This is a genomic window from Alloprevotella sp. OH1205_COT-284 (genome assembly GCF_003859795.1).
Taxonomy (GTDB): Bacteria; Bacteroidota; Bacteroidia; order Bacteroidales; family Bacteroidaceae; genus Alloprevotella.
Map to the genome: position 1 here is coordinate 1 of NZ_RQYI01000029.1, position 18,561 is coordinate 18,561.

At 42.9% G+C, this 18,561-nt stretch carries 20 protein-coding genes; all 20 read right to left on the reverse strand.

The window, feature by feature from the left end:
• Positions 1 to 90: 90 nt before the first annotated feature.
• Positions 91 to 1,491, reverse strand: coding sequence for a tRNA uridine-5-carboxymethylaminomethyl(34) synthesis GTPase MnmE (gene mnmE / locus EII14_RS07340; protein ID WP_124931892.1), 1,401 nt, complete (start codon positions 1,489 to 1,491; stop codon positions 91 to 93).
• Positions 1,492 to 1,556: 65 nt separating this feature from the next.
• Positions 1,557 to 2,360, reverse strand: a complete 804-nt coding sequence (locus EII14_RS07345; protein ID WP_124931893.1) for a glycosyltransferase family A protein — start codon at positions 2,358 to 2,360, stop codon at positions 1,557 to 1,559.
• The gene (locus EII14_RS07350; protein WP_124931894.1) at positions 2,357 to 3,508 is read right to left on the reverse strand and encodes a DegT/DnrJ/EryC1/StrS aminotransferase family protein; all 1,152 of its coding nucleotides are present in this window, start codon (positions 3,506 to 3,508) and stop codon (positions 2,357 to 2,359) included. The genes EII14_RS07345 and EII14_RS07350 overlap by 4 nt, the downstream gene beginning before the upstream one ends.
• Positions 3,471 to 4,379 carry a GNAT family N-acetyltransferase gene (locus tag EII14_RS07355; protein ID WP_233569408.1) on the reverse strand — a complete coding sequence of 303 codons (909 nt, stop codon included), beginning with the start codon at positions 4,377 to 4,379 and terminating at the stop codon, positions 3,471 to 3,473. The genes EII14_RS07350 and EII14_RS07355 overlap by 38 nt, the downstream gene beginning before the upstream one ends.
• A gap of 92 nt (positions 4,380 to 4,471) precedes the next feature.
• Positions 4,472 to 4,924 carry an FdtA/QdtA family cupin domain-containing protein gene (locus EII14_RS07360; RefSeq protein WP_233569409.1) on the reverse strand — a complete coding sequence of 151 codons (453 nt, stop codon included), beginning with the start codon at positions 4,922 to 4,924 and terminating at the stop codon, positions 4,472 to 4,474.
• A gap of 53 nt (positions 4,925 to 4,977) precedes the next feature.
• Entirely contained in the window at positions 4,978 to 5,463 is a 486-nt protein-coding gene (locus EII14_RS07365) for a hypothetical protein (protein ID WP_124931897.1), read from the reverse strand.
• Positions 5,464 to 5,515: 52 nt separating this feature from the next.
• A complete protein-coding gene (locus EII14_RS07370; protein ID WP_124931898.1) occupies positions 5,516 to 6,097 on the reverse strand; it encodes a Maf family nucleotide pyrophosphatase in 582 nt (193 codons plus the stop codon).
• 13 nt (positions 6,098 to 6,110) lie between these two features.
• Positions 6,111 to 6,626, reverse strand: a complete 516-nt coding sequence (locus EII14_RS07375; protein ID WP_124931899.1) for an HAD family hydrolase — start codon at positions 6,624 to 6,626, stop codon at positions 6,111 to 6,113.
• Positions 6,613 to 7,467, reverse strand: a complete 855-nt coding sequence (locus tag EII14_RS07380) for a Rossmann-like and DUF2520 domain-containing protein (RefSeq protein ID WP_124931900.1) — start codon at positions 7,465 to 7,467, stop codon at positions 6,613 to 6,615. Before EII14_RS07380 ends, EII14_RS07375 begins: the two co-directional genes overlap by 14 nt.
• A 371-nt stretch (positions 7,468 to 7,838) precedes the next feature.
• Complete coding sequence (locus EII14_RS07385) at positions 7,839 to 8,513, reverse strand: tRNA1(Val) (adenine(37)-N6)-methyltransferase (RefSeq protein ID WP_158608351.1); 675 nt, start codon at positions 8,511 to 8,513, stop codon at positions 7,839 to 7,841.
• Positions 8,514 to 8,646: 133 nt separating this feature from the next.
• The gene (rplT, locus tag EII14_RS07390; RefSeq protein WP_124931902.1) at positions 8,647 to 8,991 is read right to left on the reverse strand and encodes a 50S ribosomal protein L20; all 345 of its coding nucleotides are present in this window, start codon (positions 8,989 to 8,991) and stop codon (positions 8,647 to 8,649) included.
• Between the two features lie 95 nt (positions 8,992 to 9,086).
• Positions 9,087 to 9,284, reverse strand: a complete 198-nt coding sequence (gene rpmI / locus EII14_RS07395; protein WP_124931903.1) for a 50S ribosomal protein L35 — start codon at positions 9,282 to 9,284, stop codon at positions 9,087 to 9,089.
• 321 nt (positions 9,285 to 9,605) lie between these two features.
• The gene (infC, locus tag EII14_RS07400; protein ID WP_124931904.1) at positions 9,606 to 10,280 is read right to left on the reverse strand and encodes a translation initiation factor IF-3; all 675 of its coding nucleotides are present in this window, start codon (positions 10,278 to 10,280) and stop codon (positions 9,606 to 9,608) included.
• Between the two features lie 190 nt (positions 10,281 to 10,470).
• Entirely contained in the window at positions 10,471 to 10,680 is a 210-nt protein-coding gene (locus EII14_RS07405; protein WP_124931905.1) for a hypothetical protein, read from the reverse strand.
• A 109-nt stretch (positions 10,681 to 10,789) separates the two neighbouring features.
• A complete protein-coding gene (locus EII14_RS07410; protein ID WP_124931906.1) occupies positions 10,790 to 11,635 on the reverse strand; it encodes a DUF4296 domain-containing protein in 846 nt (281 codons plus the stop codon).
• Positions 11,586 to 12,221: a lipoprotein signal peptidase gene (locus EII14_RS07415; RefSeq protein ID WP_124931907.1), complete on the reverse strand. Its 636-nt coding sequence runs from the start codon at positions 12,219 to 12,221 to the stop codon at positions 11,586 to 11,588. The genes EII14_RS07410 and EII14_RS07415 overlap by 50 nt, the downstream gene beginning before the upstream one ends.
• A gap of 42 nt (positions 12,222 to 12,263) precedes the next feature.
• Entirely contained in the window at positions 12,264 to 12,644 is a 381-nt protein-coding gene (locus EII14_RS07420; RefSeq protein WP_124931908.1) for a TraR/DksA C4-type zinc finger protein, read from the reverse strand.
• A gap of 130 nt (positions 12,645 to 12,774) precedes the next feature.
• Positions 12,775 to 16,320, reverse strand: coding sequence for an isoleucine--tRNA ligase (ileS, locus tag EII14_RS07425; protein WP_124931909.1), 3,546 nt, complete (start codon positions 16,318 to 16,320; stop codon positions 12,775 to 12,777).
• A 142-nt stretch (positions 16,321 to 16,462) separates the two neighbouring features.
• Positions 16,463 to 17,479 (reverse strand): glycosyltransferase, encoded by a 1,017-nt coding sequence (locus EII14_RS07430; protein ID WP_124931910.1) that lies wholly within the window; start codon positions 17,477 to 17,479, stop codon positions 16,463 to 16,465.
• Positions 17,480 to 17,517: 38 nt separating this feature from the next.
• Positions 17,518 to 18,558, reverse strand: coding sequence for a bifunctional oligoribonuclease/PAP phosphatase NrnA (locus EII14_RS07435; RefSeq protein ID WP_124931911.1), 1,041 nt, complete (start codon positions 18,556 to 18,558; stop codon positions 17,518 to 17,520).
• Positions 18,559 to 18,561 lie beyond the last annotated feature (3 nt).

The window sequence follows — 18,561 nt, forward strand, 5'->3', positions numbered from 1 at the left end:
GAGTTCAACTATTATAGGAGTACATTTGACCATTAAATGAAAAAGAGAGCATTTTTGCCCCCTTTCAGGAGTACATTTGACCATTAAGCCTTATTTTCCCACGCAAAAGTTCCGGAAAATAGAGCCCAAAACCTCGTCTGTTGTGATTTCTCCCCCGGTAATCTCTGCAAGATGGAATAGACAGGATCTAAGATCTTGCGCAATAAAATCTCCGGAAATTTTAATAGAAAGTCCTTCACGAACGCGACGGATATCCTCCAATGCAGCAGTTAGAGCGGCATAATGACGCGCATTGGTGATTATAAGATCTCCAAACTTATTTGCCGTATCATGTGCCACTTCGAGCAGAGCTCGGATTAAATTGTCTATCCCACTTTTGTTCTTGGCACTGATAGTAAGAGTTTTCTGTTTTTCGTGTTCCGGAAAAAAAGTAGTAAACTGCCTGTGTGCATCTATTTCTATTAAGTCGCATTTGTTGAATAAGACAATCAGATGCTTATCTTGGCAATCTTCAATAATCTCTTTCCCCAACGTCGTAAGCTGATTTTCTAATTGAGTGGAATCGACGACAAAGAGCACAATTTGAGCTTCTTTTATTTTTTGCCAACTACGCTCTATTCCCATTTTTTCTACGACGTCTTCTGTGTGTCTTAAACCGGCAGTGTCTATGAAACGAAAAAGCGTACCTTCGATAGAATAAGTGTCTTCTATAACATCACGTGTCGTTCCATGAATGTCACTGACAATCGCACGATCATCATGTAGCAAAGTATTCAGCAGGGTAGATTTTCCGGAATTGGTACTTCCGACAATGGCAACAGAAAAACCATGTTTCAAGGCATTCCCCGTAGCAAAAGAATCTGCCAAACGAGAGGTGACAATTTCTATTTCTGAGGCAATGCCGTCTAATTGCGAGCGATCGGCAAATTCCAAATCTTCATGATCAGAAAAATCGAGTTCCAATTCTAACAGAGAGGTCAAATTCAAGAGTCTTTCGCGTAAGCGTAATAATTCTCTACTAAATTCTCCGCGCATTTGTTTCATTGCGATACGGTGATTGGCCGCCGTATTTGAAGCAATAATATCGGCCACAGCCTCGGCTTGTGACAAATCCATTTTCCCATTTAGAAAAGCTCGTTGTGTAAACTCTCCCGGATCTGCCGGACGACATCCTCCGTCTATAAGCAGCTCTAAAACCTTTTGAAGAATAAAAGAAGAACCATGGCAGGAAATTTCCACAAGATCTTCTCCTGTGTAGGAGTTTGGAGCACGAAAAATAGAAACCAACACCTCATCAATAGGCTCTTCTCCCGGTGCTCCAATATGCCCAAAGGTTAAACGATGAGAGGGAACAGCAGATAACTTTTTATTTTTAGCGGCAGAGAAAATGCGTTCTACCTGGGGTATTGCTTCCATACCCGTTACACGGATAATGCCTATGGCTCCTCCTGATGCGGTGGAGATGGCGCAAATGGTATTTTTATGGCGCATAAAGGAAAACGGAGAGGAAAAGGTCGGTTTCTAAAATAGATTTGATTTTCTGAAAAAGAGGGTGGTTAATGCCTTTGAAGATAACGAATACCTTGAAATAAGTGGCGAAGCATTGGGAAAAAGTGGCACAAGCCTCGTCGTGTACAGTTAAATGCAAAGACAAAGCAATACCACCATGCCATTTTTCCGTGCAGGTAGTAAGTAAATGCTCCTTTCGATCGCTGAACACCGGCATCCACATAAATCATTGATTGTTTAAGCATCGTGCTTGTTTCGATGATACGAATGGGAAAATACTTGATTCTTAAATTTTGACGAAGTGCATCTACGAGCCATATTCTTTCTTCTCCACAAGTCAGAAATTTGGTGCCGAGTCCAAAACGCTCATCAAAACGTATGATCCCTTGTACTTTATCTCTCCGAAAGACCATTTCGATGGTTGAAATCGCATAGTCTTCCGGAATATTTCTGACTTCTCTTTCTTCGAGCGGATAATTTTTTAATAGCTTTCCGGTGTAAGTACTTGCCCTAAAAAGAGCTACATCCAGTTGTGGATTTCGAGTAAATATATCGAATATTTGCTCAAAGGCTTCCTCTGACAACTTTGTGTCGTCATCAGCATATATGACCAAATCTGCCGTGGATTTACTGAGTGCATGATTACGGTTATTGGATAGCCCTTGTCCTTTATAGGCATATAGATGCACATCATCTCGTGCTGTCACAGAACGAGGAATAAGATCGAGGTAACGCTCATCGGTATATTGGTAAGAAATGATGTATGTCACATTCGGTCGCGACGCGGAGATAATATCATCAATTCTTACGATACCTTTATTGAAAGAACAGATCAGAATGTCGAGTGTCATAATCGAAATGCGTTTAGATTGTGTATAACATATTCAACCTCATCTTCTTCCATGACAGCTCCGATAGGCAGGCTCACTTCCTGCAAGGCTGTTTTTTCGGCATTGGGAAAACTGCCTCGGGAACGGACATAAGGCAATAAGCATCTTTGTCGATGCAATGGGAGAGGGTAGTGTATCTGGGTGAAAATCCCTCTTTCGTGAAGATAAGATTGTAAAAGCTCTCTTTCTCGGCAAAGAATGGGAAAGATATGAAAAACAGATTGCCGAGAAGCCTCTTTTTCAGCAGAGTAGGGGAGGATAATAGACGGATTTTTGATCTCTGTGATATACCTGAGGGCAATTTGCTGACGTCTTTGATTGTCTTTGTCAAGAAATTTCAGTTTGGTCAGCAAAAAAGCTGCCTGCAATTCATCCAAACGCGAATTTCTGCCGAGATAATCGTGCGCATATTTTTGAGGTGCCCCATAGTTTGCCAAAATACGCACACGATTGATCAGTTTTTCATCATGGCTTACCACAGCTCCTCCATCCCCCAATGCACCTAAATTTTTTCCGGGATAGAAACTAAAAGCCGCGGCTCCTCCCCAACTTCCTACTCTTTTGGAGGTAGAAGAAGATAAATGTCCTTCTTTTTTCTCATAGAAAGCCCCATGTGCCTGTGCTGCATCTTCAAGAATAAAGAGGTTATATTTTTCTGCAATTCTTCCAATTTCAACCATATCACAACATTTACCATAAAGGTGAACAGGCATTATGGCACGTGTTCTGGAAGTAATCTTGTCTTCTATCAACGAAACATCCAAAAGAAAATCTTTTTCATCAATATCCACAAAAACAGGACGTAGTCCTGATAGGACGACGGCTTGTGCAGAAGCGACAAAGGAATGTGCCGGCAGAATGACCTCATCATGGTCTTCCCATTTTTCCAAATCCTTCTTTGCCAAAAATATAAGCGTCAGAGCATCCAAACCATTGGCGACCCCGACACAATATTTTACTTCACAATAGGCTGCAAAAGCCTTCTCGAAACTTTGAGTGAATTTCCCATGGAGAAACCACCCCTCGTCCAACACTTCCGATAAACATTGCTGAAAGTGTGGAGAGAACCTATCATTGTGCTTTTGGAGATCTTGAAAAAGAACTTTCATTTGAGGATAAGTTTACAACATATTCATCATAGAGCGTGGCATGAGCTCCAAATCCTTCTTTTTGGAAAATCAACCCCTCATTCAAATAATGCCCTTGGTTTTCCGTAGAAATCCCAAAATCAAAATAGCGTGGCGTCAAATCATGCTGATAACGATATTGAAAAGAGGACAGAAGATTTATAAAGAGAAAGTCTAAGGCTCCCAACTCTTTGCCACGACCGGAAGCTGCGATATATTGTGCATGTGCCACCCTTGGAGTGAGGAAAAGTAATGTTCCGGCAACAATTTTATTCTCAAAATCTGTGACTGTGACACACTGTATTTCTTCGGGAAATGACTCCGCCAATCGAGAAATTTCTTCATACGAGTGTACGGGAGCAACCCCATGGGTTTTATTTAAGGTTTCAGTAAGCAGCTCCCAAAAGATCAATATATCTCCTTTTATATTTATCTTTAAATCTGAGGATTGTGCCGCTTTATATTTCCTCTTTCTTAAAGTCGAAAAAGTGAGGGGAACGCCCAGATCCACTGTTGATGAAACACCTCTGGCCGATAATTGTGCACCAATTCTGAATAAGACATAAAGCTCTTCTTCGGCAGGACAGAGATGATAAATGTGCGGAATCGGCTTTATATACAGAAAAGACATCTTCATTTCTTGATAAAAAGAAACGATAGCCGCCAGCATCTCCATGACCTGACTTGTACCCACATCGTGTCTTAATAAAAGACCGCCATAGGTTAAGCCTCCGTGGCTTACAACGTGTTTTTTTGCGGTATCAATTGTGGCAGGAAAGAGCCCCAAAAGTTTTCCTTTTTCAGAAAGAACAAACAGAGAGCAATCGATAAAGCGGTCTTTATGATAGTCCATAAAGTCGCGTTCGAAAAGAAATGTTGCATTCCTTGAACTTTTCACGAAGCAATTCCATTCTTCTTTTTGCGACTCTTGATAACGAAAAACCCTCATATAAACTTCATCTGTTGTTTGATAAGCTGAACTTCTTGTACAAAATCTTCGTATCGGTGAATGTATCCCGCAGGATCATAACTCTGAGAAGCGAAACAAAGACCGACAAAGTTTTCCGAAAAATTATACAAGCGACACCATATATATTCGGGAATCAGTAGGCCGGAGGAAGCATCTGAAAGATGAAAATCGGCAGTTTCTTGACCATTGGAGAGTTCTACGGTTAAACTTCCCGACACCGGAATCAATAATTCCTTACAAGTGCGGTGTGCATGTCCTCCTCTCTGTTGGGTGAAATGAGGAACATCATGAATCCAAAAAACCCTTTCATAAGAAAACCGGTCGTTGTTTGATTCGAGTACGGTCAAACAACCTCTTTCATCTCGATGCCGGGACAGAGGTATTATTTTACAACGTTCTTTCAGAGGTAGTGTAACAGATAATTCCACGCAATCGCTATTAAACATAATCACCATTCATAAAACAATAGAGGGAAAGAAATTTACGGAACAATCAATTTTTTCCGTATTGTCACCACATATTTGAGGGCTGAACTTTTATAAGCAACATTCCCCATACCATTGGGCAATGATACATTGTAATTGTGTAAATTGGGTTGTCCGGATATATTGTATTCAGCAGAGAAAATAAGCGTATATCGTCCGGGGGCATCTATCACGATGGTATCTTCGGGGTTTTCCGAGTTGATGTCGTAAACCACAGACGACTTGTATTTATGGGTTGCATTGCTTGCGTTTTCAAGATGCCACCTATATTTTGTCGTATTCAGCAATTTCCCTTTTTGTTTTTGAATGGCCGTTGCAACAAAGGGCTCGCCGACTTTGAGAGAACTCTCCTTACTATCCGGATGATAAAAAGTGATGTCTTCAAATATCGGGAACTCCGAAATATACTTATCTTCGTCTGACGAGCAACTCGCCAATAAACATGTCATTAAAACAACAAACAGAATGGAAATACGTGTCATTAGGGGGGAGTATTAAACATAATTATAGGCATCGATTATTGGTGAAGCCTATTTAGAAAGTCTGCAAAATGCGATATAAGCGTTGAACGGGCAATCCGATGACATTAAAGAAAGATCCTTGAATTTTTTCGACGGCAATGAGTCCGATCCATTCCTGAATGCCATAACCTCCGGCTTTGTCGAAAGGCAGATAATTCTTGATATAATATTCTATCTCTTCTGCTGTCAATTCGGCAAAAACGACTTTGGTGCTCACGGCTTCTTTCACTACTTTTTCTTTGGTGCTTACGGCAACGGCTGTAATCACAGTGTGTTCTCGTCCCGAAAGTTGTTTGAGCATCTCTCGTGCTTCATCTGCATCATGAGGTTTTCCCAATACTTTGTCAGACGTGCAAACAATGGTGTCTGCCGTGATTACCAACTTATTGTCTGTAATAATACTTTGGTAAGCCGCTGCTTTATTGGAAGCTATGTGCAGCGCAATGGACTCATTGTCCAATTCGGGAGGATAGCTCTCGTCAATCCCCCAAAGCGTGAAGACTTTGAAATCCAATCCTAAACGGGTCAGCAGATCTTTTCTTCGAGGCGAATTGCTCGCCAAAATAATTTCGTACTTACTAAGATTTTCGAACATATCCTTATTCTTTTTACCAGCCGAAAGCTGATGAGTTTTTCATCCATAGATCTTGGGTTCGGAGCACTTGTTCCACGATATCTCTCACACACCCTTCCCCACCCTTTTTATGCGACACATACAAAGAAATACTTTTGATTTCTTCGGCTGCATCAGCAGGGCAACAAGGGCAACCACACTTTTTCATCACTTCATAATCGGGAATATCATCGCCGACGTATAAGACTTCTTCGGGTTGTAATTGATTGCTCAGCAACCATTCGTCGAATGTTTCTAATTTGTAAGAAACTCCCATGAATACGTCCGTAATCCCCAGTCCCATATAACGCTCACGGATCGCTTCGTTTCTCCCACCCGTGATGATCGCCAGTTTCAGATGAGTTTTGGCTGCCAATTGCAAGGCATAACCATCTTTTATGTTTCCGGTTCTAATGGGTTGTCCCCCCATCAGCATTACCTGATTGTTACTCAATACGCCATCTACGTCAAAAGCCATGGCACGAATGCGCGTTAAGTCATAATTTATCATAGGAGCCGTGAAATGTGTTGTATATACTATTACTCAGGGATTTATAGATGGACTGGAGTTCGGGAAACTCATCTAACTGCCCTAAATGTTGTGTCATTATTTTTTTGTCTGCTCGCAAAGCCGGTCCGGTCTGAGCTTGTCGGGGTGAAAGAGAGTTGATCTTATCAGCAGTTTCTCTTATCAAAGGTTGCAACCATTGAGGGTCTAAATTTTCATCTTTCAGCAATTCAGAAGCAAGATCATAAAGATGATTGACAAAATTGCAGGCAAAAACAGCAGCCAAATGCAGCCTTTTGCGACGATGAGAGTCTAAAAAATGAACCGTTTGACTGATCGTATTCGCCAAATTGACAATAATATCAGTTGTTTGCGGACTGTTTCCTTCTACAAAGCACGGTATATCGGAAAAGGATATTTTTCGCTGCTTGGAGAAAGTTTGCAACGGATATAAAACCCCATAATCACCTCCCACTTCTTTGAGTAAACTCATGGGAACCGAACCGGATGTATGAAGTACTACCCCACCCTTGCAATGTTCCGGCCAAGAAGAAATAATTTGCGACAAAGCGGTGTCGGTCACTGCGATCACATATATGTCGGCTTGGAGGATTTCTTGCAATTTATTGGTGGCAACACAGCCTCTCCCGTTTCTCTTTGCCAGCATCTCAGCCGATTGTAGGGAACGGCTGTAAACTCCTTTAATGGAATGTCCGGCACAGGTAAAAGCCCATGACAAGTGAGTGGCTAAGTTGCCGGCTCCGATCATAACTATTTCATGAAAGCTACTGCTGGGCATATTGTTCATAATGGCAAAATTACTGTTTTTTTGATTGTAGAGCAAACCACCAAGTACAAATTTATAAATTATCTTGCAGAATATGGAATTTGATCTCTTGAAAATTCTTTTTCGCTTTATATCGATGAAATGGAACGTACTCTGATCCTTATATTGATGCTTCTTTCAACGAATCAAAGGCGGCCATTATCAATAAAAACATTATGACGACGAACAGCATTCAAGTAGGAAAAACTACATAAGGAGTAGAATTTTCCGGCTCTGAGGTAAGATTTTCTATATTGGAACTAATTGAAAGAAGATTTCTCGGAAAGTGTACATGTTCCTTTTTATATTCAGCAGATTGTCAGATCGACTGAATGCTTAGCTTTGTGCTTTCGGACTTTGGGGGAAACAATAGCAACCGATAAGAGAATTCAAAGATAAAAATCCTGACATAATTGTGCATATTCGTCCGTTCGCATGCCATCTTTTGTCAGAATAAGTTGGTTACGTTCCACTGTCACAGAAATTCTTTCTTTTTTAAAGTGAAGAAGTACACGTTTGGGAGGCTTCCTATCCACTGTTTTGACAATGGTTTGACGTATGAGTGATAGACCATTACGATTACACTCCTCATGAAATGAGTTTTGAGCATCATAAGGAAGTATAACTTGTAAACTTCCTCCGGAGCGTAGTAAGGCAGACGATTTTTCTATGAAACGAGGAAAGTCGAAACCAACAGAAGTATGGCGTGCCAAAGCGCGCCGTCCATCAGGTGAACAAAGCGTTTCTTGAAAAAAAGGAGGGTTACTGACTATGGCATCATAAGTTTTTTGGGGGAAAGAAGAATTTAGAAAATCTGCATTTCTGACCGACAAACGCTCCTCAAACGGAGAAGAGGAAAAATTTCTTTGTGCCTGAATCACGGCTTGCTCATCAATATCTATGCTGTCTATCTTCCATTTCGGAAAACGTTGTGCCAACATCAAAGCAATAATTCCGGAACCGGTTCCAACATCCAAGCAATGAGGAGTCGTTGTGATACTTCCCTCTTCAAGAGAGAGGTTCGCCCAAGCGCCAATCAACACACCATCTGTGCCAACTTTCATGGCACAAAGATCATCGTGTATTACAAAATGCTTAAACCGAAACATAAACACTGAAAAAAGAAAAGGCGCTTTTCGCAAGAAAAACGCCTTTCTGATTGATTGGGAATAGTTTTAAGTTGGAGCTAAGCTTTTCTTACTTAGCCTTCTCAACAATAGCTTTAAAAGCCTGAGGGTTGTTAACGGCGAGGTCGGCAAGTACCTTACGGTTGATTTCAATACCGGCCTTGTGCAAACCACCCATGAGTTGAGAATAACTCATGCCTTCGAGGCGAGCAGCTGCGTTAATGCGCTGAATCCAAAGTGCGCGGAAATTGCGCTTTTTGTTGCGACGGTCACGGAAAGCATAAGTGAGTCCTTTCTCCCAAGTATTCTTGGCTACGGTCCACACATTCTTGCGTGCTCCATAATAACCGCGGGTCAACTTAAGAATTCTCTTGCGCTTAGCACGAGATGCTACATGATTTACTGATCTTGGCATAGTTGTTTTGTTTTTGATTGCCGGCGGCTAACTGATTGTTGGCTCTTGCATTGCCGGACATTCGTGAATAAATGACTGTGGTAAAATGTTGAAGATTAACGCATGCAAAGAAGTTCGCGAACTTCCTTTTCGTCAACTTTGGCAACGAGGCCTACGTGAACGAGATTGCGCTTTTGCTTTTTGGTCTTCTTCGTGAGAATGTGACTGTGGAAAGCATGCTTTCTCTTGATCTTACCTGTTCCGGTAAGGGCGAAACGCTTTTTGGCACCGGAATTAGTCTTTACTTTAGGCATTTGTTTGTTGATTAAAAAATTAATGAATGATGTGCGGCTGCGCATACCTGGCACAACGCGCGACGTTTATAACTTCTCTTTGTGAAACAATCCGATAAAGAGAGGATTGAAACTAAAAGCAGAAGCCACAATGAACAAACTTAGAATAAGCACCTTGACGGATTCTTTTTAGTGATGTATGGAAACTGGGGTAGTTCCGTCAAGAATTGTTCGCCGTTTGTTTTTGTCGAGTTGGGATATTAATGTGCAGATTTTATTGATTTGTCAATGCCCTCCCTCAAAAAAGAGATCTTTGCATAGGGAAGCCTCTGCACTCAGAACTTAAAAGTCCTCTCCTTCTACCTTAGGGCCTTTGTATTCGCGACGCTCTTTAACCTGAGGGGCTTTCTTAGAAAGGGCAACAACTGTTTCTGCCACTTCCGGTTCAGAGAGTTCAATTTCTACGTCTTTTTCTTTTTTCTGAATTGTTTTTTTAGGAGCGATAAACATGATCATGCGCTTTCCCTCCAATACAGGCATGGATTCCACCTTCCCATATTCCTCCAAATCATTGGCAAAACGAAGAAGGAGAACTTCGCCTTGCTCCTTGAAGAGAATGCTTCGTCCGCGAAAAAACACATAGGCTTTCACCTTGTCGCCTTCACTTAAAAAGCCCTTGGCATGTTTCAGTTTAAAGTTATAGTCGTGATCATCTGTTTGAGGGCCGAAACGTATTTCTTTTACTTCGACTTTAACTTGTTTGGCTTTTAATTCCTTTTGGCGTTTTTTCTGTTGGTAGATAAATTTAGAATAATCAATCAATCTACAAACGGGAGGTTCAGCATTAGGGCTGATCTCAACCAAATCCAACCCTTGTTGTTGTGCAAGACGGAGAGCTTCTCGAGTAGGCATTACGCTGCTTTCTATTTCATCTCCAACAATGCGCACTTCGCGTGCTCGAATCTGTTCGTTCACACGGTATTGCTGCTTGATCTTATCGTTTTTGTTAGGTCTCAAATGTGCGATAAATTTGAATTTGTTATTGATTGCTTCTTCTTAGATCGGTGCAAAAATAAGTATATTTTTTGTGTCAGCAAAGGTTTTCTTACAAAATATAGTATACTTCTTATACTTATCATACCTCAAACGATATATTCAAATTCCATATAGTTATTATTAGAGGTAGGACAATAGGCTTCTTTTTCTCCTATGATCTATGCTCTACTTTATTTTCCGACAAATAAAAATCTCCTTTCAACCATATTGTTGCACAAGTTTCCGACTTCAAATCTTGATAAGAAACGACTTTACCTTGCTCATCAAGTTCAAGCACTTGGTTGCACAAAGTAATATCTTCTAAGTGTAAACGCGCAACGGCAATACGCTTACAAGAAGGTGTGATAAGCTGATGTTTCAATGTGGTTATTCCCTCGTAAATTTTACCCTAACTGTTAAAAAGAAACCCTTTAAAAAGAAGCGTTTATCAAAATGCCTGCGTAGAATATTTTATCGAACACCAATAGTTATTATTTCCTCTTAGATGAAACTGAATGCTTTTTATCAACCAGAGTTTCACTCTTTCCTCTCTTCATGCAAAAAAGCTTCATCTGCTGCAAATATAGTAATTGCAGTGTTGTTGACCATGGTGCGTTCTGATAAATTTCCAACGTGATACCTTTCAGAGTGGATTTCGCAGACAACGGAATTATTCGAGATGTCTGTTTTTCATACGAATTGAACGCAATCTTATCCACATCAACAGAATCATTGTCGTATTTCATGATCAATGAGGCTATTGCTTGCTTCGCGCCTTGTCTGTAAAACCAATTACTTTCACAAGAAAAATACAAAGTATCGCCCAGTGCGATTTTTTTGTTGGGGACAATTTCAAAAGAGTAGCGATTTCCTCTATTGGCGGTTAGGATAAGATCTGATTTTCTCCACAAAAATACGGTATCCGCATTCTGCGGGTTTCCTGCGTTTGTTCCGCTTGTCGAAACATTCATATCTATGCTCATCTTCTGTTGTAGTCGAGCATAAATGTTTTTCATCTTCTCTGCTCTTCTGGAATAATAGATCAAAGAGTTATTGAAATCGTTCTCAGTGATCCCATGTTGATGAAAAACGGCTTGTCGATATTCCAAAAGGGTAAGCCGATCACCATTCTCTGTTTGATCTTTCAATCCTTCTGCCATTTGATAGCTATACATGACTTCTGCCATCTGCTCTTCTGAGAGGATAGCTTTTTCGGGATTTTCACTGCATCCTCCGCAAACAACGACAACGCATAAAACGGAAATAATCTTTTTGAAGAGCCTAATTTCAAGAACGTTCTTCTGCTTTGTCTTTTCCTGAAAATATTTGAGAAACATGTTTGTAATATAAAAGAAACATCATTGCTGCTCCTACGGAAATTGACGCATCGGCAAAATTGAAAACTGCTCCAAAGAAGACATTTCCCCCTATCAGAGGAAGCCATTCCGGCCAACGAAAGAGAGGAAAATAAAACATGTCAACGACGTGTCCATGCAAAAAGCTGCCATAACCCTCCCCCATTCCCACAAATTGTGCCGGCATGTCCCAAGACATATTGCGAGGAATGCTTTCGGAAAAACAAAGACCAAAAAAACAATTGTCTATAATGTTTCCGAAAGCTCCTGCAATAATCATGGCTAAACAGGTAATAAATCCTATTGGAGCCATCTGTTTAATTTGCTTTACAAGGAAATAAGAAAAGAAACCTACGGCAAAAATACGAAAAATGGTCAAGATCCCGGTACCTAAAAACTCCATACCAAACGCCATGCCTTTATTTTCCGTAAAAAAGATATAAAACCAATCTGTAATTTCTATTTTGTCAAATAGACACATGTTTGTTTTTACGAGAACTTTGATGATCTGATCGGTAAAAATGACAAAAAACAGAATGAAAACGGAAAGATAAATACGTAGTTTCATATAAGAATTAGTAGAATACTGAATGGGAACACATAGGAGGGTTTATTTTCCTTGTGCCAACTTTGCCTCAATGCTCAGGGTGGCATGAGGAACCGCACGCAATCGTTCTTTGGGAATGAGCTTTTTGGTCACTCTGCAAATACCATAAGTCTTATTTTCGATGCGTACCAATGCCGCTTGCAATCCGGTAATGAATTTTTGAAGACGTTGAGCACTGGCCATTTGTTCTTCCAATGTTTGTACGAAAGACCCCTCTTCCAAAGCATGAAAAGTAGGAGAGGTGTCGTCAATGTCATTACTGTTGCGTTTGTTCATCGTCGCAAGAACTTCCTCATACTGTTCACGCGCAACTTGCAACTTTTCTGAAATCAGTTCGCGAAACTCTGCGAGTTCCTCGTCTGTGTATCTTGTCTTTTCTGTCATAGCGATTTAGGTTATTAGAGTGAATAAATGGTTTCAAAAAGAGTAAGAAAGAAAAGCATACAAAAATATCAATGGTAATGAATGCCCTATCATCCGTAAAAGAACTGTCGGCTTCAACATGGAAAGCACATCATACCTTTTCGATGATGACTTTAACTTGTTCGCCGTCGAAATCAAAAATTGTTGCAGAATCAACATGAGATGCACAAGTAAAACTCTGAGCCAAAACTTGGCTGCAAATCAACTCGCGATAGCCGGCAACGGCCTTCTCTACGGCTTCATTGCTTTGCATGACAATGTCGATGCGGTCGGTGATGTCGAATCCGCTTTCTTTACGATAGGATTGAACGCGCTTAATGATTTCGCGGGCAATGCCTTCACTTTTGAGTCCTTCGGTGATTGTGATGTCGAGTGCCACGGTGAGTGTACCTTCGTTGGCTACGCTCCAACCGGGCATATCTTCGCTCACGATTTCTACGTCCGAACGCTCGATAAGACAATCTTGCCCCTCAACATTAAGGGAGATGCTGCCCTTTTCCAATTCGGCGATTTCTTCTTGCGAGAGGGAAATGACGGCTTCGTTTACAGCCTTCATGATTTTTCCAAACTTCTTGCCCATCACGCGGAAATTACACTTCACGCGCTTCTCGAGCATTTGTCCCTCCACAAATTCAATTTCCTTCACGTTGACTTCGTCGAGAATCAGCTGTTTCACTTTTTCAAGCCGTTCTTTAACCATTGTGTCGGTGATGGGTATAGCGATTTTACGCAACGGTTGGCGAACAATGATTTTCTCCTTTTTGCGTAATGAGAGCACAAGCGAAGTGGCCTGCTGCGCCAACTTCATGCGAGCCTCCAACTCTGAGTCGATAAGCGATTCGTCCACAGTGGGGAAGCTGTCGAGGTGAACGCTCTCCGATGCTGCACAAACAGTACCTTCGGCCAAGTCCTTGTAGAGTCGGTCGGCGTAGAAAGGGGCAATGGGTGCCATCAGTTTACTTAGGGTCAGCAAGCAAGTGTAGAGCGTTTGATAAGCCGAATGTTTGTCGGTCGTCATTTCTCCCGCCCAATAGCGTTTGCGATTCAGGCGCACGTACCAGTTGGAGAGGTTGTCGATCGTGAAAGTTTGTATGAGGCGTCCGGCCTTGGTGGGCTCGTAGTCCTCGTAGCAAGCGGTGACTTCGCGTATCAACGAGTTGAGTTCACTCAATATCCAGCGGTCGATCTCCGGACGTTGCTCCATGGGCACTGCTTTTGCTTCGGGGTCGAAACCGTCGACGTTGGCATACATCGAGAAGAAAGAGTAGGTTTGGAAGAGCTTTCCAAAAAACGTACGACTCGTTTCGACCACGCCTTCGGGATCGAATTTGAGGTTGTCCCACGGAGAAGAATTGGTAATCATATACCAACGCACGGGGTCGGAGCCATATTTTTTAATCGCTTCAAAAGGATCAACGGCATTTCCCAAGCGTTTCGACATTTTCTGCCCGTTCTTGTCGAGCACAAGCCCATTGGAGATAACGGCTTTGAAAGCCACGCTGTCGAAAACCATCGTTGCAATGGCGTGAAGCGTGAAAAACCAGCCACGTGTTTGATCGACGCCTTCGGCGATGAAGTCGGCCGGATAGATGTTGCGTTTGTCGAGTTCCTCTTTGTTTTCAAACGGATAGTGTACCTGAGCATAAGGCATCGCTCCCGAATCGAACCAAACGTCGATCAGGTCGGTTTCGCGATACAGAGGATTTCCGCTCTCCGAAACCAACACAATGTTGTCCACATAAGGACGGTGCAGATCAATCAATCGATAGTTAGCATCACTATAATCTCCGGGCACGAAACCTTTCTCTTTCAGAGGGTTGTTTTTCATGATGCCGGCAGATACCGATTTCTCGATCTCGTCAAAAAGTTGTTGCAGAGAACCGATGCAGATTTCTTCGCGAGTTTCGGCATTGCGCCAAATGGGAAGCGGTGTTCCCCAATAGCGAGAACGGCTCAGATTCCAATCGTTGAGGTTTTCAAGCCATTTACCGAAACGCCCCGTTCCCGTCGATTCAGGTTTCCACAAAATGGTTTGGTTCAGCTCCAACATGCGCTCTTTGAGTGCCGTTGTGCGAATAAACCAACTGTCGAGCGGATAGTAGAGCACCGGTTTGTCCGTGCGCCAACAGTGAGGATAGTTGTGCACGTGTTTTTCGATTTTGAACGCACTACCCTCTTGTTTCATTTCCATGCAGATGACGATATTCAAGTCTTCGGCTTTTGCGGCCGCGGATTCGTCATATTTGCCATTGATGTTGAAACGAGGATCATAGGCGTTTTTCACGTAGTCGCCCGCATGGCGAGCATACGCATCGACATCAAGACATCGTGCCACAAATTCGTCGGCACACTCTTCCTTGGTGTAATATTTTCCGGTGAGATCGACCATCGGACGCGTTTCACCGGCGGCATTGATGATAAACAGCGAGGGAACGCCGGCGGCTTTGGCCACTTTGGCGTCGTCGGCACCGAAAGTGGGAGCGATATGCACAATTCCCGTACCGTCATCGGTCGTCACGAAATCTCCCGAAATGACGCGAAACGCACAATCGGCCATTTCCACAAATCTTTCACGGCCTACCGCAAACTGCTTTTCGGGATGTTGTTCGGCATAGTCTGTCACAAAGGCGGGAGATACGTCGTCGAGTTTTTCGGAAGGCTTGATCCAAGGCATCAGCTGACTATAACTAATCCCCACGAGATCAGATCCTTTGTATCGCCCGGAAATGCGATAAGGCAACACTTTGTCGCCGGGTTGATAAACCATTTCTGCCTCTATGCCTTCGGGCTTGAAATAGGCAGCAAGACGGCTTTCAGCCACAACGGCAGTGATGGGTTCGGCGTTGTAGGGGTTGAACGTCCGAATTGCCACATAGTCAATGGCAGCTCCCACGCAGAGTGCCGTATTCGAGGGCAGTGTCCATGGCGTGGTCGTCCATGCCAAAAATACGGGACGTCCCCACCCTTGCATTTCGCCAAGAGGGTTGACGATTTCAAATTGTGCGGTGACGGTGGTGTCTTTCACGTCGCGATAGCAACCGGGCTGGTTCAGCTCATGGCTCGACAAACCGGTACCTGCCGCAGGGCTGTAAGGCTGGATAGTGAAGCCCTTGTAAAGCAATCCTTTTTCATAAAGACGGCTCAACAGCCACCACAGGGTTTCGATATAAGAGTTTTCATAAGTGACGTAAGGGTTTTCCATATCTACCCAATAGCCCATGAGATGCGAAAGATCCGTCCACTCTTGGGTAAACATCATCACATTGCGACGGCAGTGGGCATTGTATTCCTCAATGGAAACTTTGCTTCCTATATCTTCTTTGGTGATGCCCAGTTCTTTCTCTACGCCCAACTCCACGGGTAGGCCGTGGGTGTCCCAACCGGCTTTGCGCTTGACCTGAAAGCCTTGCATGGTTTTGTAGCGGCAGAACACGTCTTTGATCGTACGCGCCATAACGTGGTGAATACCCGGATGTCCGTTGGCGGAAGGAGGGCCTTCAAAAAAGACATAGGAGGGGCAACCCTCGCGTTCAGACATACTTTTATGAAAAAGGTCGGCCTTCTCCCAATCTTTCAGAATCTCCTCATTAACCGCGTAAAGGTTCATTGCACTGCGTTCGACGAATTTCTTACTCATATCTTATTGATGATAACTCAGATCTTTTTGTTTCTATATAATTTCGCGCAAAGTTAATCATTTTTTTGAGAAAAAGGCGTTTTTACCCCCGCAAAACAGGTTTAAGACACAGAGTTTTCTTGCGCATGAAAAACAAATTCGTTCAATAATCTTGTTTATTTAATCGCAATCGCCATTTGGGTAAGTTGCGTTCTTTCCACTTTATGGACAAATCTTTCAGCAAAAAACGACGATGCGATATTTTCGTTTGAGCCGCTTCGGGAGGGGATTGTAAGTAATTTCGCAATGTCGGCAAATTTTCTTCCCAAATCGCACGCAGTTTGACAAACGTTTTTTGTGCTTCTTTCCCTAAGTCTTTTCCGAATAAATCCTTTCGCTTCAACTCAGAAAAGCTGTGGAAAAGAATTCCGTTATGCCCGGAAATGATGTATTCGTTCATCGTAGGCCGATCGGGAGATAATACGCAAAGTCCCAATCCCATAGCTTCCAAAAAGCTCATGCCGATACCCTCCGTTGATCGTGGTGCCAAATAATAGCCACAACGTGCAATGGTTTTCAGATAATCGGTATGAGTAGGAAACCACCCTTGTGTAAATTCTACTGCTATCGGAAAATCGCGCATTTGGTCTGCCGCGGAAAACTCATGGCAAACAGCCTTTTGTATCCCTGCGGCACGAAGTCCTGCAAACAAGCGGTCGAGATGAAGATGAGGGGTGCGTTTCCAAACAAAAATCGTGGGAACAGGTTCGGGAGTTACAGAACAGGGCAACTTGGGAAGCTCCGGCACATATTGCACATAATGGCTTTCTATCTTCAAATCGAGCAACAACTTGTGAATACGGCGAGAGAATGAAAGAAACCGATAACCTCGATAACGACTCCACCAACGATAAGTCATGGTGCAACACGCATCATACATCGGCACAAAAAGAACTTTCGAACGAGGAATATGGGAAATAAGACTTACATGAGGCTGTATTTGCCAAAAAATCACGAGATCATACTCTTTGAAATCACCGCAAGATTTCAAACTTTCGGCAATGGCAAGAGGATCGATATAAAAATGCCGTACAACACCGAGGTCATATAGCAAATCCACAAAAAAGTCGCTACTTTTGGTGTGGGCGTGAAATCCATGATCAATAAAAGCAATGTGCATCGTCGAGCAAACCTTATAATAAGAAGCAATACATCCGATTAAAGCAAATGGGCGTAAGCCTCTATGGCCTGCTCGGCAGTTTTTACGGCCTGTTCGAGTGGAAAGGGCAACTCTCCGCCGGCGGCATTAAAATGCCCTCCTCCATGAAAAAAATCTTCTGCAAGACGATTGGCCGGAAAGTCATCGACACTCCGAACCGAAATGCGAACAACTTCTTTTTCGGTGTCTTCTCTCAAACTGATACTTAACCGCATACCGCGCACTTTGAGCGGCTCATTGACCAATCCTTCCGCATCGCCACGAATGTACTTAAAGCGTTTCATCTCTTCTCGTGTTATCGTGAAAATCGATGCTCGCCGTGATTTATAGAAGTTCAACTTCTCGTTGAGGATGTAGGAACAGAACCGCAATCTGTTTTCAGACCACGAGTTGTTTACATTGCGATTGATTTTATCCTTATCAATGCCTTTTGTAAGAAGGTGAGCGATGATAATGAAGATTTCGGGATCATTGGAGGAATAGGAAAAACCTCCCGTGTCGGTCATCATGCCGCAATAAATACAAGCAGCCGCACTGCGACTCATTTGTTCGAATCCGCCAAGTTGATAGACGATGCGGAAGACCAATTCGCAGGTGCTGCATGCCTCGGGACGGGAGATGATCATTTCAGCACAATTCAAATCGGGCGATTCGTGATGATCTATCATCAGTCGTCGTGCTTTGGATTTTTCTACAACGGATGACATCTCTTGCAGTCGATGTAAGGCATTGAAATCGAGCATACAAATCAAGTCTGACTCTTGTATGGCTTTAACAGCGGAATCGCGCGTTTCTTCTTCGCTATAATAGAGAACGTTTTGAGCTCCCGGCAACCATTTCAGAAAATCGGGACAAGGATTCGGAAGTACGACGCTCACACGCTTGCCTATGCGTCGAAGATAATCTGCCCATGCCAATGAAGCCCCCATGGCGTCGCCATCCGGCCCTCGATGGGCAGTGACGACCACGCGCGTCACATCACGCAAAAGCGTCATCAACTGCAAAAGTTCGCCGGGAGAAAGAGTGGGTTTTATTTCCATATA